This is a genomic window from Paramixta manurensis (genome assembly GCF_013285385.1).
In the GTDB taxonomy this organism is placed as follows: Bacteria; Pseudomonadota; Gammaproteobacteria; order Enterobacterales; family Enterobacteriaceae; genus Paramixta; species Paramixta manurensis.
Window position 1 is genome coordinate 3,812,280 of the sequence record NZ_CP054212.1, and the last position, 22,344, is coordinate 3,834,623.

Here is a 22,344-nt window from a genome sequence, read left to right on the forward strand (position 1 = left end):
TTTAGTACAGCAAACGGGCACGGATGGTACCCGGAATGGCTTTCATCAGTTGCAACGCTTTATTTGCTGCTTCCTGCTCCGCATCAATATCAATCACCACATAGCCAATTTGCGGCGAAGTCTGCAGATATTGCGCCGAAATATTGATGCTCTGTTCGGCGAAAATTTGGTTAATCGCGGTTAACACACCTGGACGGTTTTCATGGATATGCAGCAGACGGCTGGCCTGGTCGCTATGCATCGGCAACGAGGCTTCAGGGAAGTTCACCGCAGAGAGCGTAGAGCCGTTATCTGAATATTTCGCCAGCTTACCGGCCACTTCGATACCAATATTTTCCTGCGCTTCCTGCGTAGAACCGCCGATATGCGGTGTCAGGATCACATTATCGAACTCACACAGCGGTGAGTTAAATGGATCGCTATTGGTTGCCGGTTCCACCGGGAACACATCAATCGCTGCACCCGCCAGATGCTTATTAGCCAGCACGTGACAAAGCGCCGGAATATCCACCACCGTGCCGCGTGACGCATTAATCAGCAAGGAACCCGGCTTCATTAACGCCAGCTCCTCGGCGCCCATCATATTTTGCGTCGACGGGGTTTCCGGTACGTGCAGGCTAACAATATCGCTCATATTCAGCAGATCGGACAGATGCCTAACCTGAGTCGCATTACCCAATGGCAGCTTGTTTTCAATATCGTAGAAAAACACATGCATGCCGAGGCTTTCCGCCAGCACGCCTAACTGCATACCGATATGACCATAGCCAATGATACCCAGCTTTTTCCCACGCGCTTCATAGGAGCCGACCGCCAGCTTGTTCCAAATACCACGGTGTGCTTTGGCATTCGCTTCAGGAATGCCGCGCAGTAATAGCAGCAGTTCGCCAATAACCAGCTCGGCCACGGATCGGGTGTTGGAGAATGGCGCGTTGAAGACCGGAATACCGCGTTTTGCCGCCGCATCCAGGTTAACCTGATTAGTACCAATACAGAAACAGCCAACCGCCACCAGCTTCTCCGCTGCGGCGAAAATATCTTCGGTTAACTGCGTACGCGAGCGAATCCCAACAAAGTGCGCGTCGCGAATCGACGCCTTTAACGCATCGCTATCCAGCGCGCCTTTATGAAACTCAATATTGGTATAACCCGCCGCGCGCAAGTTTTCTAATGCGCTCTGGTGAACCCCTTCCACCAGCAAAAACTTAATCTTATCTTTCTCCAGCGATACCTTTGCCATTTCCCGACCCTATTTAGCAGACTTCAGATGAGGCTGAGCGATAAGTCAGCCTTCTGTCAAAATAACAAAAATTACGCTGGCGGCAATACAAACGATTGCACAGCCCCCGGTGTGGAGGAGAGTTTCAATCGAACATTACCGCACAATATAGCGGCCCAGCCGGGCGCTTTAGAACGATAGCGTTACTGAAGAAACTTATGTGACATAAGTCACTAAATTTCCTCTATCGTGGAGAGGGCTTTTTTTAGCGGAAATTTTTCAACGGCGTGCAGCTTGCCCACGCCGTTAACGATCATTTTTCTATCGTTTTCACGCCGGAGGAGGTGCCAATCAACGCCACATCGGCGCCGCGTGCGGCAAACAGCCCCACGGTGACGACGCCCGGTAATGCATTGATGCTTTTTTCCAGGGCGCCGGGATCGAGAATCTGTAAATTACGCACATCAAGGATGACGTTACCGTTATCAGTCACCACATGCTGGCGATATTCCGGCACCCCACCCAGTTTAACCAGTTCACGCGCCACGTAAGAGCGGGCCATCGGAATCACTTCCACCGGCAGCGGAAATTTACCCAAAATATCCACCTGCTTAGATTCATCGGCAATACAGATAAACCGTTTAGCTACCGCCGCAACAATCTTCTCACGAGTGAGCGCCGCGCCGCCGCCTTTGATCATTTGCAGATGGCCGTTAATTTCATCAGCGCCATCGACATAGACCGACAGTGAATCAACCTCATTCAAGTCGAACACCGGAATACCGAGCGCCTTCAACCTCTGGGTTGAGGCCTCCGAACTGGACACCGCACCATCAATTTGATGTTTAATCGTGCCCAGTGCGTCAATGAAATGCGCGGCGGTCGACCCGGTTCCCACGCCAACAATGGTGCCGGGTTTCACGTACTCCAGCGCCGCCCATCCTACTGCTTTTTTCAGTTCATCCTGCGTCATGGTATGTTTAAAACCTGTGCTAATGGTGTGCGCGTAGTATAAATCAAGCGGCGGTCAAAATACGTAACCGATCGGTTTTGATTGACAGGTTTGGAAGACAGCCCACAAAGTGATTGATTCATATGGACAGGGCAAATGCCAAATTTTATGGCATAGTGCTGACTCCACCCCTGAAGGAGAAACCATCCCCCATGAAACGCCCGGATTATCGCACGCTTCAGGCGCTGGATGCTGTGATTCGTGAACGCGGCTTCGAACGCGCGGCGCAAAAACTGTGTATTACCCAATCAGCGGTTTCACAGCGCATTAAGCAACTGGAAAATATGTTTGGCCAGCCATTATTGGTACGTACCATCCCGCCGCGCCCAACGGAACAGGGTCAAAAATTGCTGGCGCTGCTGCATCAGGTGGAATTGCTGGAAGAAGAGTGGTTGGGCGATGAGAATACCGGAACCACGCCCCTGCTGCTTTCGCTGGCGGTTAACGCCGACAGTTTGGCGACCTGGCTCTTACCCGCCTTGAAAACCGTGCTGACCGACTCGCCGGTACGGCTTAATTTGCAGGTTGAAGATGAAACCCGTACCCAGGAAAGGCTACGTCGCGGTGAAGTAGTTGGCGCAGTCAGTATTCAGCCACAGCCATTACCAAGCTGCCTGGTCGATCAATTGGGCGCGTTAGATTATCTGTTTGTTGGTTCGCGTGAGTTTGCCGAGCGTTATTTCCCGAATGGCGTTACCCGCTCCGCTTTGCTAAAAGCGCCGGCGGTTGCCTTTGACCATCTTGACGATATGCACCAGGCCTTTTTACAGCAAAATTTCGACCTCTCGCCGGGCAGCGTGCCCTGCCATATCGTGAACTCATCGGAAGCCTTCGTACAACTGGCGCGTCAGGGGTCGACCTGCTGTATGATTCCGCATCTGCAAATTGAACGAGAGCTGGAAAGCGGTGAGTTGATTGACTTAACGCCTGGGTTATTTCAGCGCCGGATGCTGTACTGGCACCGCTTCGCACCGGAAAGCCGCTTGATGCGGCGCGTCACCGATGCCTTGCTGGCGCATGGGCGCCGCGTACTGCGTCAGAATGATCTCCCCGCGCGATGACGGGGAACAGGACTCAGGGTGGCGCAACCGCCCCCCTGACAGACTTACTGATTGTGTTGCAGTTCAAACACCACGTCGACCTGGTCGTCAAAATGAATGCTCTGCTGCTCATAGGTTTGAGCCGCTGAATTCATTGGCGCGGCATCCGCCGCTTTATACATCCGCGCCATCGGCATCGGTTGATAATTTGAGACATGATAGCGAATGCTATAGACCGGCCCCAGTTTGGCATTAAAACCTTGTGCCAATGCGGCAGCCTGTTTGGTGGCATTCTCAATTGCAGCCTGACGCGCTTTGTCTTTATAGGCATCCGGATTAGCAACGCCCAATTCAACCGAGCGAATTTCATTCAGGCCGGATTTCAACGCGCCATCCAATAAATCATTTAGCTTGTCTAACTTACGTAGCGTCACCTGTACCTGGCGTACCGCCCGGTAGCCTTTCAGAACCGATTTCCCGTCTTTGGTATAATCGTACTCCGGCTGCGTCCGCAGGTTAGCAGCATCGATATCTTTCTTTTCTATGCCATTTTTCTGCAAGAAATCAAAATATTGCGCTACGCGATCGTCAGCCTGTTTTTTCGCTTCCGCCGCGTCCTTCGAAGAGACATTGACTTCAATCGCCAGCGTAGCGATATCCGGTGTGGCATCCACGCTCGCCTGACCAGAAGTGACAACATGCGGGCCATTTGGCAACTCATCCGCCTGTGCGGCCAAGGGTAGCGTTCCTAATCCCATCATTGCGGCTAAAGCCAGCGCTTTTAATTTCACGAAAGGTCCTCCATGAAGACAAATTAACGGTTCTGTGATGCCAACGCGAAATGCGGGGGAGCAGTATCATCTCTCCTCGCTATCTGAGACTGATCGCGTTAGCACGACATATTGTCACACCGACAGGAATGCCAATATGCGTGATGTTCTGAGTGTTCATTTTGGCAAAAGTTTCTTTTTTTTGCCGCTTTTTACCTTACTTTTCATTCAGGATGGCAAAAATCAGGTTAACCCCTGATGCGCCAAATTGAACGCAATTCCCCACATAATAAGACCAACAATCAAATTGATCATCCGCTGCGCTTTGGCGGTACGCAACGCCGGCGAGAGCCAGGCCGCCAGTAAAGCCAGGCCAAAAAACCAGATAAACGAAGCGCTGACCGTTCCCAGCGCAAACCAACGGCGGGCTTCAGTCGGTAACTGACCGCCAAGACTCCCCAACACAACAAAGGTATCCAGATAGACATGTGGATTAAGCCAAGTCACCGCCATCATGGTCGCGATAATGCGCCAGCGCCCCTGCTTCAGCGTTTCTGCTGACGCTAACGCCACGTCACCGCTGAACGCCGTACGCAACGCGCCCCAGCCATACCACAGCAAGAAGACCACCCCACCCCAAGTGACCAGGCTGAGCAATAATGGCGACTGATTCAACAACGCGCTGCCACCAAAGACACCGGCACAAATCAGCACTACATCGCTCAATGTACACAGGGCGGCAGTCATTAAATGATACTGGCGGCGAACGCCTTGATTCATCACGAAAGCATTTTGTGGACCCAGCGGTAAAATTAGCGCTGCGCCTAGCGCAAACCCTTGAAAATAAAAAGCCAACACAGAATATCTTCCCATCAGAGGTAACAATGCGAAGCAGTGTATAGCGTGCCGGTTATTAGCGGAAATGGAAAAATTTAATCAGCCATCAGTAAAGCTAATTAAAAGAAGGTGTGGGTTAACATTCCCCCGGCCAGGCAAGCCGGGGGACGAGCGTTATTGTCCCGGCAGTACCGGCGGCTGAGTTTCCGGTTGTGGTTCCTGTTTATCTAACGCAGTCTGATGCAGGTGCACATCCATCTGTGGATAAGGAATACCAATCCCCGCCTCATCAAGGGCACCTTTAAAGTTTTTCATCAAATCCCAGAAAACATTTTGCAGGTCGCCGCTGTTACTCCAGCAACGCACCACAAAATTGAGCGACGAGGGCGCCATGGCATTAAGCCCTATCTGTATCCCGCGATCTTGCAGCACGCGTGAATCAGCCTCTACCACTTTACGCAGTAAGCTAATTACCTGTTCGACGTCGGCATCATAGGACACACCGATCACAAACTCATTCTGCCGCACCGGTTCGCGTGAAAAGTTAATGATGTTCCCGGCGATAATTTTACCATTCGGCACCACCACCATTTTGCCGTCTGAACTGCGTAGCGTGGTGGAAAAAATCTGCACCTGCAGTACCGTACCGGTCACGCCGCCCAGATCGACAAACTCTCCGGCGCGGAAGGGACGGAAGGTTACCAGCAGCACCCCGGCCGCAAGGTTAGAAAGCGAGCCCTGCAACGCCAAACCAATGGCCAAACCGGCAGCACCCAATACGGCAATCACCGATGCGGTTTGAACCCCGACACGCCCCAGCGCGGCAATCAACGTAAAAGCGATGACACCATAACGCACCAACGCGGAAAGGAAGTCGGCAACCGTGGCATCAATATGGCGGGCCCGTAGTAACCTGTTTACCCCGTTAGAAATCACGCGCGCGACGATCATACCAACGATAATAATAGCGATAGCGGCGATGATATTTACCGCATAGCTGAGCAATAGCGCCTGGTTACGTACCAGCCAGCCGCCCGCGTGGTTAATACTATTGACGACGTTTAAATCTTCCATTTATTGATCCCGTGTTGATCCCAAATGGGGAAATGACAACCATTGCCGACCAGATGTCGACAATCCGTTAACAAAGCGTAATCAACAATCACGGGCTCTGCCAAATAAGCGGCGAAATTGCTTAACCTTTTTCCGAAAAGCCGCATAAAAAAAGGCCCCGCAGGGCCTTAAATTTTATTTCGTGATATTACAGAACGTCGATAGCGTTCAATTCTTTGAACGCTTGTTCCAGACGCACAATCATTGAAGATTGAGCGGAGCGCAGCCAAACACGCGGATCGTAATATTTCTTGTTCGGCTTATCTTCGCCTTCCGGGTTGCCCAACTGGGCTTGCAGATAGCCTTCATTCTTTTTGTAGTACTGCAGGATACCGTCCCAGGTCGCCCATTGGGTGTCGGTATCAATGTTCATTTTGATTACGCCGTAGCTGATAGACTCTTCGATTTCGGCTGCGGAAGAACCTGAACCGCCGTGGAATACAAAATCCAGCGCGTTATGCGGCAGATTATGTTTTTTGCTCACGAATTCTTGGGAGTTTTTCAGGATTTTCGGCGTCAGTTGAACGTTACCCGGTTTGTATACGCCGTGAACGTTACCGAAAGAGGCCGCGATGGTGAAACGCGGGCTGATAGCGTTCAGTTTTTCATAGGCATAATCGACATCTTCCGGCTGAGTGTACAGCGCGGAGCTATCCATATGGCTGTTGTCCACGCCATCTTCTTCACCGCCGGTGCAACCCAGTTCGATTTCCAGCGTCATATTGAGCTTGGACATACGAGTCAGGTATTTGCTGCAAATTTCGATGTTTTCTTCCAGTGACTCTTCAGACAGGTCAATCATGTGGGAAGAGAACAGCGGCTTACCGGTTTTCGCAAAGTGCGCTTCGCCCGCATCCAGCAAACCATCAATCCACGGCAGCAATTTTTTCGCGCAGTGGTCAGTATGCAGAATAACCGGCACACCATAATGTTCCGCCATTTGGTGAACATGGTGCGCACCAGAAATCGCGCCCAGAATGGCCGCTGCCTGCGGTTTATCAGATTTCAGGCCTTTACCGGCGATAAACGCCGCGCCACCGTTGGAGAACTGGATAATAACCGGCGCTTTTACTTTTGCTGCGGTTTCCAGTACCGCGTTAATTGAGTCGGTACCGACGCAGTTAACCGCTGGCAGAGCGAATTTGTTTTCTTTCGCTACTTTAAAAATTTTCTGTACGTCATCACCGGTGACAACGCCAGGTTTTACGAAATCAAAAATTTTAGACATGTTTGTTGTCCTGTTTCGTGACTCTATAAAGGTTCTGCACCCAAAAGATGGGCAATACATTTAGGCAGGGAACTCGCCCTGCCCTAAAGATTTACTGCTTAGCACGCTCTTCCAGCATGGCAACGGCTGGCAGTTTTTTACCTTCCACGAATTCGAGGAACGCACCGCCACCGGTTGAAATGTAGGAAATTTTGTCTTCAATGCCAAACAGGTCGATAGCCGCCAGCGTATCACCGCCGCCGGCGATAGAGAACGCATCGCTATCAGCGATAGCTTTCGCCACGATCTCGGTACCTTTGCGGAAGTTCGGAAACTCGAACACGCCAACCGGGCCGTTCCATAGAATGGTTTTCGCTTCTTTCAGCAGCTTCGCCATGGCCTGGGCAGTTTCATCACCGAAGTCCATAATCTCTTCATTATCCGCTACTTCAGTCACTTTTTTCACTGTAGAAGGCGCGGTTTCAGAGAACTCTGTACCAACGCGAGAATCAGTTGGCACTGGAATTTTATACTCATCACGCAGTTTTTTCGCCGCATCAACAAAATCTGGCTCGTAAAGCGATTTCCCGACATTGTTATCAATCGCCACAAACGTGTTAGCAATGCCGCCGCCAACAATCACGGTATCCGCGATTTTAACCAGTGAATTCAACACGTCGAACTTGGTAGACACTTTAGAACCACCCACTACTGCCACCATCGGACGAGCAGGCTCTTTCAGCGCTTTACCCAATGCTTCCAGTTCTGCGGCCAGTAATGGGCCAGCACAAGCGATTGGCGCAAATTTACCGACGCCATGCGTTGATGCCTGGGCGCGGTGAGCGGTTCCGAACGCATCCATCACGAACACATCGCACAGCGCGGCGTATTTTTTGGAGAGGGCTTCGTCGTCTTTCTTCTCGCCCTTGTTGAACCGCACGTTTTCAAGCACCACCAGTTCGCCCGCATTCAGCTCCAGACCATCAAGGTACTCTTTCGCCAGGGTAACTTTAGTGCCGTTCAGTTTTTCTTTCAGATGGTTAACAACGGGTAACAGAGAGAACTCTTCGTTGTACTCGCCTTCGGTCGGACGCCCCAGGTGCGAAGTAACCATCACTTTCGCGCCCTGTTTCAGAGCCGCTTCAATGGTAGGCAGAGAAGCACGAATACGTGCATCAGACGTCACTTTCCCTTCTTTAACCGGTACGTTCAGATCGGCGCGGATCAGTACGCGCTTACCAGCCAGATCCAGATCGGTCATCTTAATTACAGACATAGTGAACCCTCTCGTTGATTCTCATAAGTTTTGCCAGACGCAAACCCGCGTCTTACCTGAAACCACTGGCGGCCATTGCTAACGTCGTATCAAGCATTCGGTTAGCAAAGCCCCATTCGTTGTCGCACCAGACCAGAGTCTTAATCAGATGCCTGCCACTGACCCGCGTTTGCGTACCGTCCACAATGGCGCTGTGCGGATCATGGTTAAAATCTATCGAGACTAACGGCAATTCCGTATAGTCAACTATACCACTAAATGCCCCCTCTGAGGCATTTCGCAGTAAGGCATTCACCTCACATGCGCTCACCGCATCGCGTACGCTAACGCTTAAATCTATCGCCGTAACGTTAATCGTCGGCACGCGTACTGCAATGGCTTCAAAGCGATCATTAAATTTAGGGAAAATACGTGTAATCCCCGCAGCCAGACGGGTGTCTACCGGAATAATTGACTGGCTGGCGGCGCGCGTACGGCGCAAATCTGAATGATAAGCATCGATCACTTGTTGATCGTGCATCGCTGAGTGAATAGTGGTTACCGTGCCGGACTCAATGCCCCAGGCATCATCCAATAATTTGATAATCGGAATAATACAATTGGTGGTGCAGGAGGCGTTGGAAACCAGACGATCGGTAGGTTTTAGCTCATGTTGGTTGACGCCGAACACCACCGTCGCATCCAGATCGCTCTCGCCGGGATGGGAAAACAACACTTTCTTCGCGCCAGCGCGTAGATGCGCCTCGCCATCTGCACGTCGGCCATATACGCCGGTACAATCAAGCACTACATCCACGTTAAGCGCTGACCATCCCAGTTCATCAATTTCGGCGTGATGGAAAATACGAATGGTATCTTCGCCGACATGGAGCAGATCTCGCTCCTGACGCACTTCCCAGCCAAAGCGCCCGTGGCTGGTATCATACTTCAGCAAATGCGCCATACCGGCGGCATCTGCCAGTTCGTTGATGGCAACCACGGTGATTTCTGCCCGGCGACCAGTCTCGTACAAGGCGCGCAATACATTACGCCCGATACGCCCGAAGCCGTTGATAGCAATGCGAACGGTCATATCACTCCTGCATCAGAACCCACATAATAACTTGCCGATAGCCTGAGCCAGCCGCCATCATTTGTACAGGGAATTATCCCCGTCATACTTCAAGCTGCCGGTGCGTTAGCCGCGTTCGCTCACCCGAACCACTTACTGTAGTAAGCTCATCGGGATTCCCTCGCTTGCCGCGTGATTCGGCCTTAAGGCCTCACCCCTTCGGGGCCAGCGCAGACGCTGTTCAAAACGGCGAACCGTTTTGTCCCGCAACCCGAATTATTTAGGGCATATTCTACGCCACATATCAGCGCTAAAGCCCGTCGACCGAAAACCTGAAACGGTTCAGCCAGAATAATAGTAATCAGGAATAACTGGAATGACAGGGATCAATAACCAAGCGCAAGATTAGATCTACGTCACAAAAATGAAAAAAGTATCGGCTACTGTAGCGCCTCAATCGTATCTCACGGCCCCTTGTCGCGAGTGAAGATGGTCGCCAGGAGTGCGGCCAACCTGCACAACACACGTTATCAGGAAAGAATCGGAGTAATAAGCCAATAATTAATTGAATATATATTGATAAATACAAAGCTTGATATAAGTTTTTTATTTTAATAAGTATTCAACACGCTAATCTCTTAACTAAAAAATAACTTTCCATCTTAAAAATAACGCTAAAATCCTTCAATTAGGCAATGCTGTTAGGCATTAACTTAACTTGTGATTATTTCAAACAAAATTATCTTTTAACGGCACTCAGCTATTGAAAAAAAACGCCATATTGTTTAAAAACAAACAAAGGGAATATTTTATTTTGCCGATCGGTGGGTTTCGATAACAGAACAGCTAATCCCCGCCTCGTCAGAAAACAGGGGGTTATAAAATTCACCCACGCCAGGGATGCGCGTTGAAAGAGGTTATCACGCCCTTCCCCCTGGCTTTATTCAGTGCCGGGATATGAATTACAACTTACTTTGGTTGATTTGGATTATATGGGCGGGATTATTGGCCGTTTATTTGCTGCATCAAGAGAGCCTGCTGACGTTGGCGCATCTTATCTGGCAACCGCCAGTGGTTTTAGTCCCATTAATTATCGCAGCTTACCTCTACCGAAAAAGTCTATTTAACAAGGGAATGAATATGTTTAAACGTAAAGAACTGCCGGTCAAAACATCTGATACCCCGTCGCTCGCAGCAATGGCGTCAGCGGCAAGCGCGCCGCAAGCGCTAACCAAAGAACCGGAGAATAATAATGTCGCGCCACTACCTGGTCCCGCCGATGCCACCACCATCCCGGCGAATTGCGTCATTATCGGAGAAATCAGCGCCTCGGGCGATATTCATGTCAACGGCACGGTTGAGGGCAAAGTCCGCTCTGACCAGACGATTTTTCTACTCAGTCAGGGAAAGGTTTCAGGTGAGGTCAACGCCGATAAGATTGTGGTCAATGGTGTACTGACCGGGCTTTGCAGCGGGCGGGAGGTGGAAATCAACGCCAGTGGTTTGCTGGATGGAACCCTTGAGTGCGATACGCTTTCCATCAATAAGAAAGGGCGTTTTTACGGTATTTCTCGCCCCTTGTCCGGCGGGGATGAAAGCGACATTAAAAAGCCCGTGGACACGCTATCCACGGGCTCATTAACACATATACCGGAGAGCTTTCTTAAGCCAAAAGAGCCGTCAACGGCGCAAGAAAGCTGATTCCGCGAGCCCGCCGAGTAGCGGGCTCAGGCTTACAACAATGCTTGTGCGCGGGCAACGACGTTTTCAACGGTGAAGCCGAACTCTTTAAACAACAACTCAGCCGGGGCTGACTCGCCAAAAGAAGTCATCCCCACTACCGCGCCATTCAGACCAGTGTATTTGAACCAGTAATCGGCAATGCCCGCTTCAATTGCCACGCGTGCGGAAACGGCTTTCGGCAACACAGATTCACGGTATGCCGCGTCTTGCTTGTCAAACGCATCGGTTGACGGCATCGACACCACACGGACTTTATGGCCTGCGGAGGTCAGTTTGTCATACGCGCCAACCGCCAGTTCAACTTCTGAACCGGTGGCGATCAGGATCAGCTCAGGCTGACCGTTGCAATCTTTCAGCACGTACGCGCCACGCGCCACGTTCGCCAACTGTTCGGCGGTACGATCTTGCTGCGCAAGGTTTTGACGCGAGAAGATCAGCGCGGTGGGGCCATCATGGCGCTCAATCGCATATTTCCATGCAACCGCTGACTCTACCTGGTCACACGGGCGCCAGGTACTCATATTTGGCGTTACACGCAGGCTAGCGAGTTGCTCTACCGGTTGGTGCGTCGGGCCATCTTCACCTAGGCCAATAGAGTCGTGGGTATAAACCATCACCTGACGGATTTTCATCAGCGCGGCCATACGCACCGCATTGCGCGCGTATTCAACAAACATCAGGAAGGTCGAGGTGTACGGCAGGAACCCCCCGTGCAACGAAATCCCGTTAGCGATCGCGGTCATACCGAATTCGCGCACGCCATAATGGATATAGTTACCCGCGTTATCTTCGTTGATCGCTTTCGAGCCAGACCACATGGTCAGGTTGCTCGGCGCCAGGTCGGCAGAACCGCCCAGATATTCCGGTAACAATTTGCCAAAGGCTTCCAGCGTGTTTTGCGACGCTTTGCGGCTGGCGATTTTGGCCGGGTTAGCCTGCAGTTGCTCAATGAACTTCTGCGATTCTGCCTGCCAGTTATCCGGCAGATCATTGTTCATGCGACGTTTAAACTCAGCGGCCAGTTCAGGATGTGCCTGCGCATAAGCAGCGAACTTCTCGTTCCATGCGGCTTCTTTTGCCTGACCCGCTTCTTTTGCATCCCACTGTGCGTAAATATCCTGTGGAATTTCAAACGGCGGATAGTTCCAGCCAAGCTGTTTGCGTGTCAGCGCAACTTCATCATCACCCAGCGGCGCGCCATGCGAATCATGTGTACCAGCTTTGTTCGGCGAACCGAAACCAATCACGGTTTTACACATCAGCAGCGTCGGCTTATCGGTCACTGTTTTCGCTTCTTCGATCGCGGCTTTAATTGCATCAGCATTATGGCCATCAACACCACGCACCACATGCCAGCCGTAGGCTTCAAAACGCTTCGCCGTATCATCGGTAAACCAGCCTTCAACGTGACCATCAATAGAGATGCCGTTGTCGTCATAGAACGCGATCAGCTTGCCTAATTTCAGCGTGCCGGCCAGTGAGCAAACCTCATGCGAAATGCCTTCCATCATGCAACCATCGCCCATGAACACATAGGTATGGTGGTCAACAATGTCATGGCCCGGACGGTTAAACTGCGCCGCCAACGTACGTTCTGCAATCGCAAAACCTACCGCGTTAGCGATGCCCTGCCCCAGCGGACCGGTAGTGGTCTCTACGCCTGCCGTATAGCCATATTCCGGGTGGCCTGGCGTTTTAGAGTGCAGTTGACGGAAGTTTTCCAGTTCTGACATCGGCAGATCGTAGCCGGTGAGATGCAGCAGGCTATAAATCAGCATCGAACCGTGGCCATTCGACAGAATAAAACGGTCGCGATCGGCCCATTTCGGGTTGGTCGGGTTGTGGTTCAAATAGTCACGCCACAACACTTCAGCGATATCAGCCATCCCCATCGGGGCACCCGGATGACCGGATTTGGCTTTCTGCACCGCATCCATACTTAATGCGCGAATCGCGTTGGCAAGCTCTTTACGAGAAGACATTTTCTACTCCAGGTCCGATTTTATGCTTCGCCGTCCCTAACCTATTGTAATTAATCAGTTATCAGGCAAAGCCGAAAGAAAGTCGACAATCAATGTACATGAAAACCCGATAAAAAGCACATGGCGCAAGAGGCAAAAAAGGCGGCGCGGCCCGCTGGCTTTCGGAGTACAGGCACCAGACATTTCAGGGTGAAACCGGTATAAAGAGCTGCGCCCGCGAAAACGCGCGCCACGAATTGGTTGTTATCAATGTGTTATTTGAATGGGATAAAATGGAATGAAAATCCGTACCTCTGTGCTGGCGTTGACTACCGCCGCTCTTCTCTCCGGCTGTCAAAATATTGATAGCGCTTCTTTAATGCAATCCGGCGCCCAAGCGTATCAAGCCTATACGCTGAGCGACGATCAAGTAAAAGAACTGAGCAACAAATCATGCCAGCAAATGGACAGCGAAGCGCAGATCGCACCGGCGAACAGTGAATACCAACAGCGTTTGAATAAAATCGCCACCGCGCTGGGTGATAACATCAATGGCACGCCAGCCAACTACAAGGTTTATCAGACCAAAGACGTTAACGCCTGGGCCATGGCCAACGGCTGCATCCGGGTCTATAGCGGCTTAATGGATATGATGACTGATAACGAAGTCGAAGCGGTACTGGGCCATGAGATGGGCCACGTCGCGTTGGGGCACACGCGGAAAGCGATGCAGGTCGCGTTGACCGCTACCGCAGCGCGAACCGCGGCATCTTCAGCGGGTGGTATCATCGCTTCGCTGTCACAATCGCAACTCGGCGATGTCGGCGAAAAGCTGGTTAACTCGCAATTCTCGCAAACTCAAGAGTCGCAGGCGGATGATTACTCTTACGACCTGCTGAAAAAACGCGGTATCGACCCGAGTGGATTAGCCACCAGTTTCGAAAAGCTCGCGAAGCTGGAAGCGGACCATCAAAGCTCAATGTTTGACGATCACCCCGCTTCCGCTGCCCGCGCACAGCACATTCGCGATCGTATGGCTGCTGACGGGATTAAGTAATTCAATTTTCGCGCCTTCCCGCTGCTCGGAAGGCGCCATCTTCAGTTAGCCTTTATTAACTGCCTGCACATGCAGCATATCCAGCGCGATAGTCGCGGCGGCCAACGAAGTTAGATCGGATTGGTCGTAACCTGGCGCGACCTCGACCAGATCCATACCCACAATGTTTAATCCTTGCAGGCCGCGAATCAGCTTCAGCGCTTTATCAGTGGTTAAGCCGCCAATAACCGGCGTACCGGTACCTGGCGCATGCGCCGGATCTAAACAATCGATATCAAAGGTGAGATAAACCGGTAAATCGCCGACAATCTGCTTCACCTGCGCCAAAATATCATCCACGCCGCGATCATTGACCTGCGCCGCGTCCAGCACCTTATAACCGAGGTTTTTATCAAACTCAGTGCGGATACCGATCTGCACCGAATGATCAGGATCGATCAACCCTTCTTGTGGCGCGTGGTGGAACATGGTGCCGTGATCGAACTTGGCGCCATTGGAGTAAGTGTCGGTATGCGCGTCGAAATGCACCAGCGCCATTTTGCCAAAATATTTGGCATGCGCGCGCAGTAGCGGCAGAGAGATATAGTGGTCGCCACCAAACGTCAGCAGCCGTTTGCCATTGGCAAGCAGCTTCTCCGCATGGGCCTGTAATTTATCGGTCAAATCTTGTGAATCCCCGAAGGCATACACCAAGTCACCGCAATCAATCACGTTCAGGCGCTGGCGCAGATCAAAATCCCATGGCCAGCGACAGCCTTCCCACGCCAGGTTAGTTGAGATTTGACGGATAGCGCCAGGGCCAAGCCGGCTGCCAGGACGACCAGACGTTGCGGCGTCAAACGGCACCCCGGTAATCACCCACTCGGCATCGCTGTCGTAAGGCTGGAAATTCACCGGGAAACGCATAAAACCAAAGGCGTTAGAAACCAGTGAGTTATCGTACTGATGGCCTAAGGTATTATTTTTCATAGCTTGTCCTCTTTAGAGTGGGCCGACAGATAGCCCGAAACGTCTCTATGGTTGAGATGAAAAAAAATCCCTTCCGCGTCGTTAAACCCGACGGGGAAGGGATCAGTAGTCTGCCATTTTGCTGCGCTGATTATCGCCGTATCGGCCGCTAACGACAATGTCATTTTGTTGAAATTGCCCGCTGACCAAAACATAAAACCGACATCAGCCTGTCATCTTTTCTCGCCAGCATACGGCATAATCTCTGCTGATGAGGATCAATCCCATGTCGCTCGCCGCCGTTAACCGCCCCAAATTGCAACACACCTTTATCGACGCCAGCGTGCGTATGCGCGAAACACAGATTGGCAAACAGTGTGAAATTCTGGCTCATAGTTACCTTGAATATAGCACGCTGGGTGATTTCTCGTACGCGGGCGAACATTGCTGCTTCGCCGACTGCACGATTGGGAAATTTACCGCCATTGCCAATTACGTGCGTATCGGCGCGCCCAACCATCCGATGGAACGCCCCTCGCAACATCGCTTTACCTACTGCCCGGAGTATTATCAGAACGATGTTGAGCGCGATCGTGATTTTTTTACCGAACGCCGCGCCGCGCAGGTCACTATCGGCAATGATGTCTGGATTGGTCATGGGGTGATTGTCTTGCCTGGCGTTACCGTCGGAGATGGTGCAGTACTGGCGGCAGGGGCGGTGGTCAGTAAAGATGTTGCGCCTTACACCATTGTCGGCGGCGTACCGGCAAAACTCATTCGCCCGCGCTTTCCCGCCGAGATTGCGCGTAGCCTGCAACGTATCGCATGGTGGCACTGGCCGCTGGAAAAACTGATGGCGCATCTTGATCAGTTTCAATCGGGAGATGTGGCCGGGTTTTGCACCCGTTGGGATAGCTAAAAACGCATCAATAATCACGCGTTACAGGTTCTTCTAACCCATTGATAATAATTAATTTACTATTGTTTTCTTACGCCAGATACGTTAAAGATCCCCAACGGTTATCTTTACTATCAGGGATGAGATGAATAGCGTATTTTTGAAAATTGACGGTGTCAGCGGCGAGTCAAAGGATGCGATGCATCAGGGCTGGATTGATGCAGACACCTGGTCATGGGGTACTCAGCATAATGATACCCAAGCCGGGCCGGGTAAATCCCATTTCAGTAACCTTGTTGTTCACTGCCGTGTAGACAAAGCGACCGCCGGTCTGTTGCTCTATTCCGCCAATGGAACTAAACGTCGAAAAGTTGAGATTTCCGCCTGTAAAGCCGGAGATGGGCAGCAAGAGTATTACCGGATAACGCTGGAGAACGTTATGATTACTGATGTGGGTCTGCGCGACAACGGAATGCAGGCCGACGTAACCTATGAATTTCAGGGTGACCGGGTAAAATTCCAGTATTGGGAACAAGCCGACGCAGGCGGCAAAGCGGCAGAAACCCGTATGGGATGGGATATTAAAAATTCATCTTCCTGTTTCTAACCTGATTGAGCAACCCGACATTACAGGATAAATACATATGGATGTTGACGAGGATAGATTATTGCTCTCCGGCTTTAGCTACGAAGAATTGCAACTGATGAAGTATAATGCAGCGTGCTATGACGAAACCTTAGGCGAAGTTGTTCAGCTTTTGGCAAACCGTTTTCGCGCGCTTATTTTGGTCTACTCCGGGTGCCTGCTGGTTTTTCTATCTCTTCTGTTATTTTCGGTAAGAGAAACGATTATCGGTGGTGGTATATCTCTGTTTATCGCTGTCGTAATCGTCTTTTTTATGCAACCGCCAGTCCTTTCTTATAAGGCCTGGCGGTACTGGCGGGCCAATCGCCGTTAGTTAACCTTATCGGTATCCAACAGGTCAAAAATGACTTTCGCTTTTATACCGTAGCCAACAATTTTCAACGTTAACGCAGATCGGTTTATTGTCTCAACCTTGCGGTAATAGTCGTGGCGCAGAGAGTGAAACAAGCGCCACGAGGTTGCTTTTCTCGTCAGCCCGACCAGGCCGTAAACGCTGGCGCTTAGCGTAACGGCTTTATAAGCGGCAAGTCCGGTTTCAGGTGTAAACCCCATATACTGGACAGCTTTACTGACTCCATCGGCAAAAAAGCCTTCAGTTTGGTGATATTCATCATATAGCCGGGGAATAAACTCTTTCGACATTCCATTAATTCCATCGATCACCAGAATCGCGCCCGCTAAAGCGCCGATGGGCGGCATGGTCGCAATCATCAACGCTCCGCCTATCACGGCCAGACCAGAAACAACAACATGCACGGCTGAAATAACGTAACCCACAATTTGGTTATTTTCCCGCACAAACTCGACCTTTGCATAAAGCTGCGCCGCGCGCATTCTCAGCAGCCGATCCTGTTCCCGCAGATTTTCATTTTCCGCGCGCAGCACCTTAATACATTGCAGACGATCTTCGTCGGTTATCGCCTTTCGCGCCTGCGCGAATTGCTCGCCAACCAGCCGCTTAATTTCGCCCATAAAATGGATTCGGGTTAATCCATCATTTAAATGCCCGGCGGAAACCTTATTGGCGGTATTGATTAAGCTGCGCGCTTCGAGATTAATCATGGTCTCGGCCCATGCACTATTCCGGTTACCTGACAGGAATGCTCTATCCATCTATTTTTCCTCCATGAAAATGACTGTCTAATTTTCACTCAACGCGGATACAAACACAATACGGCCAGGAGGCAAATCATCGCGCGGCGCATTAATCAGCGTCGAGACGTAATGGCAAAGCATGGAAGGAGAGAGGAATAGATGAAATGGCAGGAGTAAGTCGGGCACGTTTGCCGCGCCCGACCTTTATTACCGCTTACTCGTCTTCGAGATAGGTATAGCCGTACAGGCCGGACTCGAACTCTTCGAGGAACTGCGCGCGTAGCTCCTCATCCAGATCGGTCTGTTTCACCTGATTGTGGAAATGCGTCAGCAACTCTTTCGGATCAAGCTGCACATATTGCAGCATATCCGCCACGGTATCCCCTTCGTCGGACAACTGCACTTCAACACTGCCATCGGCAAAAGCAAACACATCAACCGCCTCGGTATCACCGAACAGGTTATGCATATTACCGAGGATCTCCTGATAGGCGCCTACCATAAAGAAGCCTAACATCGGTGGGTTTTCCACATCGTATTGCGGCATCGGCATGGTGGTAGCAATACCGTCGCCATCAACATAGTGGTCAATCGTCCCATCCGAATCACAGGTAATATCCAATAGCACCGCACGACGTTCCGGTGATTTATTCAACCCTTCCAGCGGCAGAACCGGGAACAACTGATCGATCCCCCACGCATCCGGCATTGACTGGAACAGTGAGAAGTTGACGTAAATTTTATCCGCCATCCGCTCCTGCAACTCATCAATAATTGGGCGATGCGCGCGGTTGCTTGGATCAAGATGCTGCTGAATATAGTGGCAAATACTCAGATAGAGCTGCTCAGCCCAGGCGCGCTGCGTAAGATCGTAAGTACCCTGTGAGTAACCGGTATGAATATCGAACAGATCCATTTGGCTGTCATGCAACCATTCACGCAACGAACGGCGGTTATTCGGTTCATGCATCTCTTGCCAAGTATCCCACATGCTGACAATTGGGCGCGGCGCATCGTTATCCGGCGCAACCGGGGTGCTGAACTCATTACGCTCGACGCCGATGATGTTAGAAACCAGCACCGTATGGTGCGCAGTCACCGCCCGGCCAGATTCGGTAATCACCGTTGGATGCGGCAACCCATGCTCTTCGCACGCATCGCCAATTGCCCAAATCACGTTGTTAGCGTACTCATTCAAGCCATAGTTCACCGAACAATCCGACTGCGAACGGGTTCCTTCATAATCCACACCCAAGCCGCCGCCAACATCGAAACACTGGATATTAACGCCCAGTTTCGCCAACTCAACGTAAAAGCGTGCTGATTCGCGTACCCCGGTGGCGATATCGCGAATATTCGCCATCTGCGACCCAAGATGGAAATGCAGCAGTTGCAGGCTATCCAAACGCCCTGCGCTGCGCATAATTTCTACCAGCTTTAATACTTGCGTGGCCGACAGGCCGAATTTCGATTTTTCGCCGCCGCTTGACTGCCATTTACCGGAGCCCTGTGAAGCCAGACGCGCACGGATACCTAAACGCGGCACCACATTCAGACGCTCAGCCTCTTCCAGCACCAGCTTCACTTCGGTCATCTTCTCGATCACCAGGTACACTTTGTGCCCCAGTTTTTCGCCGATCAACGCCAGACGAATATATTCCCGATCTTTATACCCGTTACACACGATCACCGAACGCGTCATGCCAGCGTGCGCTAATACCGCCATTAACTCAGCTTTCGAACCGGCCTCAAGGCCCAGCGGCTCGCCAGAATTAATCAGCGACTCAATCACGCGTTTATGCTGGTTGACCTTAATGGGATACACCAGGAAGTAATCACCCTTGTAACCATAAGATTCGCGGGCACGCTTAAAGGCGGCGTTAATTGAACGCAGACGATGCTGTAAAATTTGCGGAAAACAGAATAGAGCCGGTAAACGCTGACCGTCAGCCTCGCGCTCTTTTACCAACTTGGCTAGATCCACACGCGCTTCCGGCACATCCGGATCGGGGCAGACGCTAATATGACCCAGTTCATTGACGTCATAGTAGTTATTGCCCCACCAGGCAATATTGTAGGTGCGCAGCATCTTGCTGGCATCTTGATCGCTCATCGCTACCTCCTGCATGGAGCGTAACCCACCCTGTTCGCCTGCTGACGAACCCTTAATTGTCTTCATGTCGTCAGACATCGCGAACCTCAACTGTCAGTAATGATGCGAAATAGTTAACTACTATCGCAGGACGTTCCTGCGAGAACAACCCATTAGTCGCCGCCGAGGCCAGCATAAAATGCCGTTGGTTCCTCAAAACAGGCTGCGGTAAAGATGCAGTGTAAAACACGTCGCCGAACTCCGTGTTACGGGTCAGAAAAAGCGAAAGCCATCCCTCAGAAAACTGAGCGATCCCCTTTAAAATGTAGCAAAGGTTAACCTGCGCTCGTGTCGTGATGATTACCGAAACGAATAAAACTTCGGCGAGAAAGGTTATGAGAAGAACAGACGGAAAGGAGCTGAAGCACGCCAGAGCAGCGCAGCGAACCGTGAGAAGAAGCGAAAGCCTGGTTCATTACTCGTATCACCTCCACACATGCTGATGGCACGCGGAAATACAGGTCGAGGGTGAAAATCAGATACCAGCGTATCTGACGGGCCTGGCGCAAACGGGCGGCGCCATCCTTTTTTGTGCTGCAAACAGCAGCGGCGTTTTATACAGCCGTCGGGTAAAAAATGCAAAAAATAATTATGCTAAATGCGGCAATCATCAGGAAAAACTTCCACCTGCCGGTGTTGCTGAAAATGCGAAACGCCAAAAAGGGCTGGCAATTCGCTTATTGAGTAACCTAGAATAGCCATCCAGATGTTAATCCGTCTAAACTGGTTAATTTCTCTACGCAGTCGTTTTCAAACCGTTTTAGTAAGGTAAAGAATAAAATGGCTAAACACCTTTTTACGTCCGAGTCCGTATCAGAGGGACATCCTGATAAAATCGCCGATCAGATTTCCGATGCCGTTCTTGATGCAATCCTAACGCAGGATCCGAAAGCACGTGTCGCGTGTGAGACCTACGTTAAAACCGGCATGGTGTTGGTGGGCGGTGAAATCACCACCAGCGCATGGGTTGATATCGAAGAGATTACCCGCAACACCGTACGCGATATCGGTTATGTTCATTCCGATATGGGCTTTGACGCCAATTCTTGTGCTGTACTGAGCGCGATAGGCAAACAGTCGCCGGATATTAACCAGGGCGTCGATCGTACCGACCCACTGGAACAAGGTGCTGGTGACCAGGGCTTGATGTTCGGTTATGCCACCAATGAAACCGATGTGTTGATGCCCGCGCCGGTGACCTATGCACACCGTCTGGTGCAGCGTCAGTCTGAAGTGCGTAAAGATGGCAGCCTGCCGTGGTTGCGCCCAGACGCAAAAAGCCAAGTCACCTTCCAGTATGATGGCGACAAAATCGTCGGTATTGATGCCGTGGTGCTTTCCACCCAACATTCCGAAGATATTTCGCAGAAAGATCTGCAAGAAGCGGTGATGGAAACCATCATCAAACCGGTTTTGCCAACCGAGTGGCTGACGGCCAGCACCAAATATTTCATCAACCCAACCGGCCGTTTTGTCATCGGCGGGCCAATGGGGGATTGCGGTCTAACCGGGCGTAAAATCATCGTCGATACCTACGGCGGTATGGCACGTCACGGCGGCGGCGCATTCTCGGGTAAGGATCCGTCGAAGGTTGACCGTTCCGCAGCCTATGCCGCGCGTTACGTCGCGAAAAATATCGTTGCCGCCGGTCTGGCCGATCGTTGCGAAATCCAGGTTTCTTACGCGATTGGCGTCGCAGAACCGACTTCGATCATGGTGGAAACTTTCGGCACCGAAAAAATCGCCACGGAACAATTGACGCTGCTGGTGCGTGAATTTTTCGACTTGCGCCCATACGGCCTGATCCAGATGCTGGATCTGCTACAGCCGATCTATCGCGAAACGGCGGCCTACGGTCACTTTGGCCGTGAACACTTCCCGTGGGAAAAAACCGACAAAGCTGAGCAATTACGCGACGCAGCCGGGCTCTAATCTCACCTACGCCGCGATTACGTTAGCGCGCGTTCAAAACCTCAGGGCGAATCTACTTCGCCCTTTTTTTATGATTCTTATCCCCCTTCTTACTGCCAATTTTTTTTCTCCGTCTACACTTCATAAGCATTGCAGTGCATTTCAGTGATAACGATTACAATTTGAAACGCTTTATTTATCCGTTAGTTATATTTTTCACCCCTGAAACATCACGAAAAAAATGCGTTATTTTCAGCCTCGTCTGATAGCCATTAATTAGAGGCATGTCAGAAACTTAGCAACTGCAATAGCCAACTGGTTATTTGGCTTTGACCGAGTGATAAATGCTGACTTTGCCAGCAGACACAAGTGTAAGCGATTACACTCCTGTGATCTGTCTCACTTTTT

General features: G+C 51.1%; 19 protein-coding genes. 7 read left to right on the forward strand and 12 right to left on the reverse strand.

From position 1 onward, the window contains the following. Window position 1: 1 nt before the first annotated feature. Window positions 2-1,240: a phosphoglycerate dehydrogenase gene (serA, locus tag PMPD1_RS18385; protein ID WP_173635400.1), complete on the reverse strand. Its 1,239-nt coding sequence runs from the start codon at window positions 1,238-1,240 to the stop codon at window positions 2-4. A gap of 292 nt (window positions 1,241-1,532) precedes the next feature. Continuing rightward, window positions 1,533-2,192: a ribose-5-phosphate isomerase RpiA gene (gene rpiA / locus PMPD1_RS18390; RefSeq protein WP_173635401.1), complete on the reverse strand. Its 660-nt coding sequence runs from the start codon at window positions 2,190-2,192 to the stop codon at window positions 1,533-1,535. A 191-nt stretch (window positions 2,193-2,383) separates the two neighbouring features. Here rpiA and PMPD1_RS18395 point away from each other — a divergent pair, with 191 nt between their 5' ends. Beyond that, window positions 2,384-3,292 (forward strand): LysR family transcriptional regulator ArgP, encoded by a 909-nt coding sequence (locus tag PMPD1_RS18395; protein WP_173635402.1) that lies wholly within the window; start codon window positions 2,384-2,386, stop codon window positions 3,290-3,292. A gap of 44 nt (window positions 3,293-3,336) precedes the next feature. Here PMPD1_RS18395 and PMPD1_RS18400 read toward each other — a convergent pair whose 3' ends face one another. The 6 genes from PMPD1_RS18400 to epd all read right to left on the reverse strand — a co-directional run bounded on the left by PMPD1_RS18400 (window position 3,337) and on the right by epd (window position 9,546). Next, a complete protein-coding gene (locus PMPD1_RS18400; protein WP_173635403.1) occupies window positions 3,337-4,062 on the reverse strand; it encodes an oxidative stress defense protein in 726 nt (241 codons plus the stop codon). Window positions 4,063-4,284: 222 nt separating this feature from the next. Then, on the reverse strand, window positions 4,285-4,899 hold the full coding sequence (gene argO / locus PMPD1_RS18405; RefSeq protein ID WP_173635404.1) for an arginine exporter ArgO: 615 nt from the start codon (window positions 4,897-4,899) through the stop codon (window positions 4,285-4,287). A 153-nt stretch (window positions 4,900-5,052) separates the two neighbouring features. Further along, window positions 5,053-5,952, reverse strand: a complete 900-nt coding sequence (gene mscS / locus PMPD1_RS18410) for a small-conductance mechanosensitive channel MscS (RefSeq protein ID WP_173635405.1) — start codon at window positions 5,950-5,952, stop codon at window positions 5,053-5,055. Between the two features lie 187 nt (window positions 5,953-6,139). Next, window positions 6,140-7,219, reverse strand: a complete 1,080-nt coding sequence (fbaA, locus tag PMPD1_RS18415) for a class II fructose-bisphosphate aldolase (protein WP_173635406.1) — start codon at window positions 7,217-7,219, stop codon at window positions 6,140-6,142. 91 nt (window positions 7,220-7,310) lie between these two features. Beyond that, window positions 7,311-8,474, reverse strand: a complete 1,164-nt coding sequence (gene pgk / locus PMPD1_RS18420; RefSeq protein ID WP_173635407.1) for a phosphoglycerate kinase — start codon at window positions 8,472-8,474, stop codon at window positions 7,311-7,313. A 52-nt stretch (window positions 8,475-8,526) separates the two neighbouring features. Further along, window positions 8,527-9,546, reverse strand: coding sequence for an erythrose-4-phosphate dehydrogenase (gene epd, locus PMPD1_RS18425; protein WP_173635408.1), 1,020 nt, complete (start codon window positions 9,544-9,546; stop codon window positions 8,527-8,529). 1,119 nt (window positions 9,547-10,665) lie between these two features. Here epd and PMPD1_RS18430 point away from each other — a divergent pair. Next, a complete protein-coding gene (locus PMPD1_RS18430) occupies window positions 10,666-11,226 on the forward strand; it encodes a bactofilin family protein (RefSeq protein WP_173635409.1) in 561 nt (186 codons plus the stop codon). Between the two features lie 32 nt (window positions 11,227-11,258). Here PMPD1_RS18430 and tkt read toward each other — a convergent pair whose 3' ends face one another. Then, complete coding sequence (gene tkt / locus PMPD1_RS18435) at window positions 11,259-13,250, reverse strand: transketolase (protein ID WP_173635410.1); 1,992 nt, start codon at window positions 13,248-13,250, stop codon at window positions 11,259-11,261. 277 nt (window positions 13,251-13,527) lie between these two features. Here tkt and loiP point away from each other — a divergent pair, with 277 nt between their 5' ends. Further along, complete coding sequence (gene loiP / locus PMPD1_RS18440) at window positions 13,528-14,286, forward strand: metalloprotease LoiP (RefSeq protein WP_173635411.1); 759 nt, start codon at window positions 13,528-13,530, stop codon at window positions 14,284-14,286. A 45-nt stretch (window positions 14,287-14,331) separates the two neighbouring features. Here the strand turns inward: loiP and speB are convergent, their stop codons facing one another. Continuing rightward, on the reverse strand, window positions 14,332-15,255 hold the full coding sequence (speB, locus tag PMPD1_RS18445) for an agmatinase (RefSeq protein WP_173635412.1): 924 nt from the start codon (window positions 15,253-15,255) through the stop codon (window positions 14,332-14,334). A gap of 265 nt (window positions 15,256-15,520) precedes the next feature. On the opposite strand from speB, the gene PMPD1_RS18450 reads away from it, so the two are divergent. The 3 genes from PMPD1_RS18450 (at window position 15,521) to PMPD1_RS18460 (ending at window position 17,091) form a co-directional block, all read left to right on the forward strand. Then, window positions 15,521-16,153 carry a DapH/DapD/GlmU-related protein gene (locus tag PMPD1_RS18450; RefSeq protein ID WP_173635413.1) on the forward strand — a complete coding sequence of 211 codons (633 nt, stop codon included), beginning with the start codon at window positions 15,521-15,523 and terminating at the stop codon, window positions 16,151-16,153. 124 nt (window positions 16,154-16,277) lie between these two features. Further along, window positions 16,278-16,739, forward strand: a complete 462-nt coding sequence (locus PMPD1_RS18455; protein WP_173635414.1) for an Hcp family type VI secretion system effector — start codon at window positions 16,278-16,280, stop codon at window positions 16,737-16,739. Window positions 16,740-16,776: 37 nt separating this feature from the next. Beyond that, entirely contained in the window at window positions 16,777-17,091 is a 315-nt protein-coding gene (locus PMPD1_RS18460; RefSeq protein WP_173635415.1) for a hypothetical protein, read from the forward strand. On the opposite strand, the gene PMPD1_RS18465 is transcribed toward PMPD1_RS18460, so the two are convergent. After that, entirely contained in the window at window positions 17,088-17,891 is an 804-nt protein-coding gene (locus PMPD1_RS18465) for a DUF4225 domain-containing protein (protein ID WP_173635416.1), read from the reverse strand. The genes PMPD1_RS18460 and PMPD1_RS18465 overlap by 4 nt on opposite strands. A gap of 196 nt (window positions 17,892-18,087) precedes the next feature. Continuing rightward, the gene (speA, locus tag PMPD1_RS18470) at window positions 18,088-20,064 is read right to left on the reverse strand and encodes a biosynthetic arginine decarboxylase (protein ID WP_173635417.1); all 1,977 of its coding nucleotides are present in this window, start codon (window positions 20,062-20,064) and stop codon (window positions 18,088-18,090) included. Window positions 20,065-20,805: 741 nt separating this feature from the next. Here speA and metK point away from each other — a divergent pair. Further along, window positions 20,806-21,957 (forward strand): methionine adenosyltransferase, encoded by a 1,152-nt coding sequence (gene metK, locus PMPD1_RS18475; protein ID WP_173635418.1) that lies wholly within the window; start codon window positions 20,806-20,808, stop codon window positions 21,955-21,957. The last annotated feature ends 387 nt before the right edge of the window (window positions 21,958-22,344 follow it).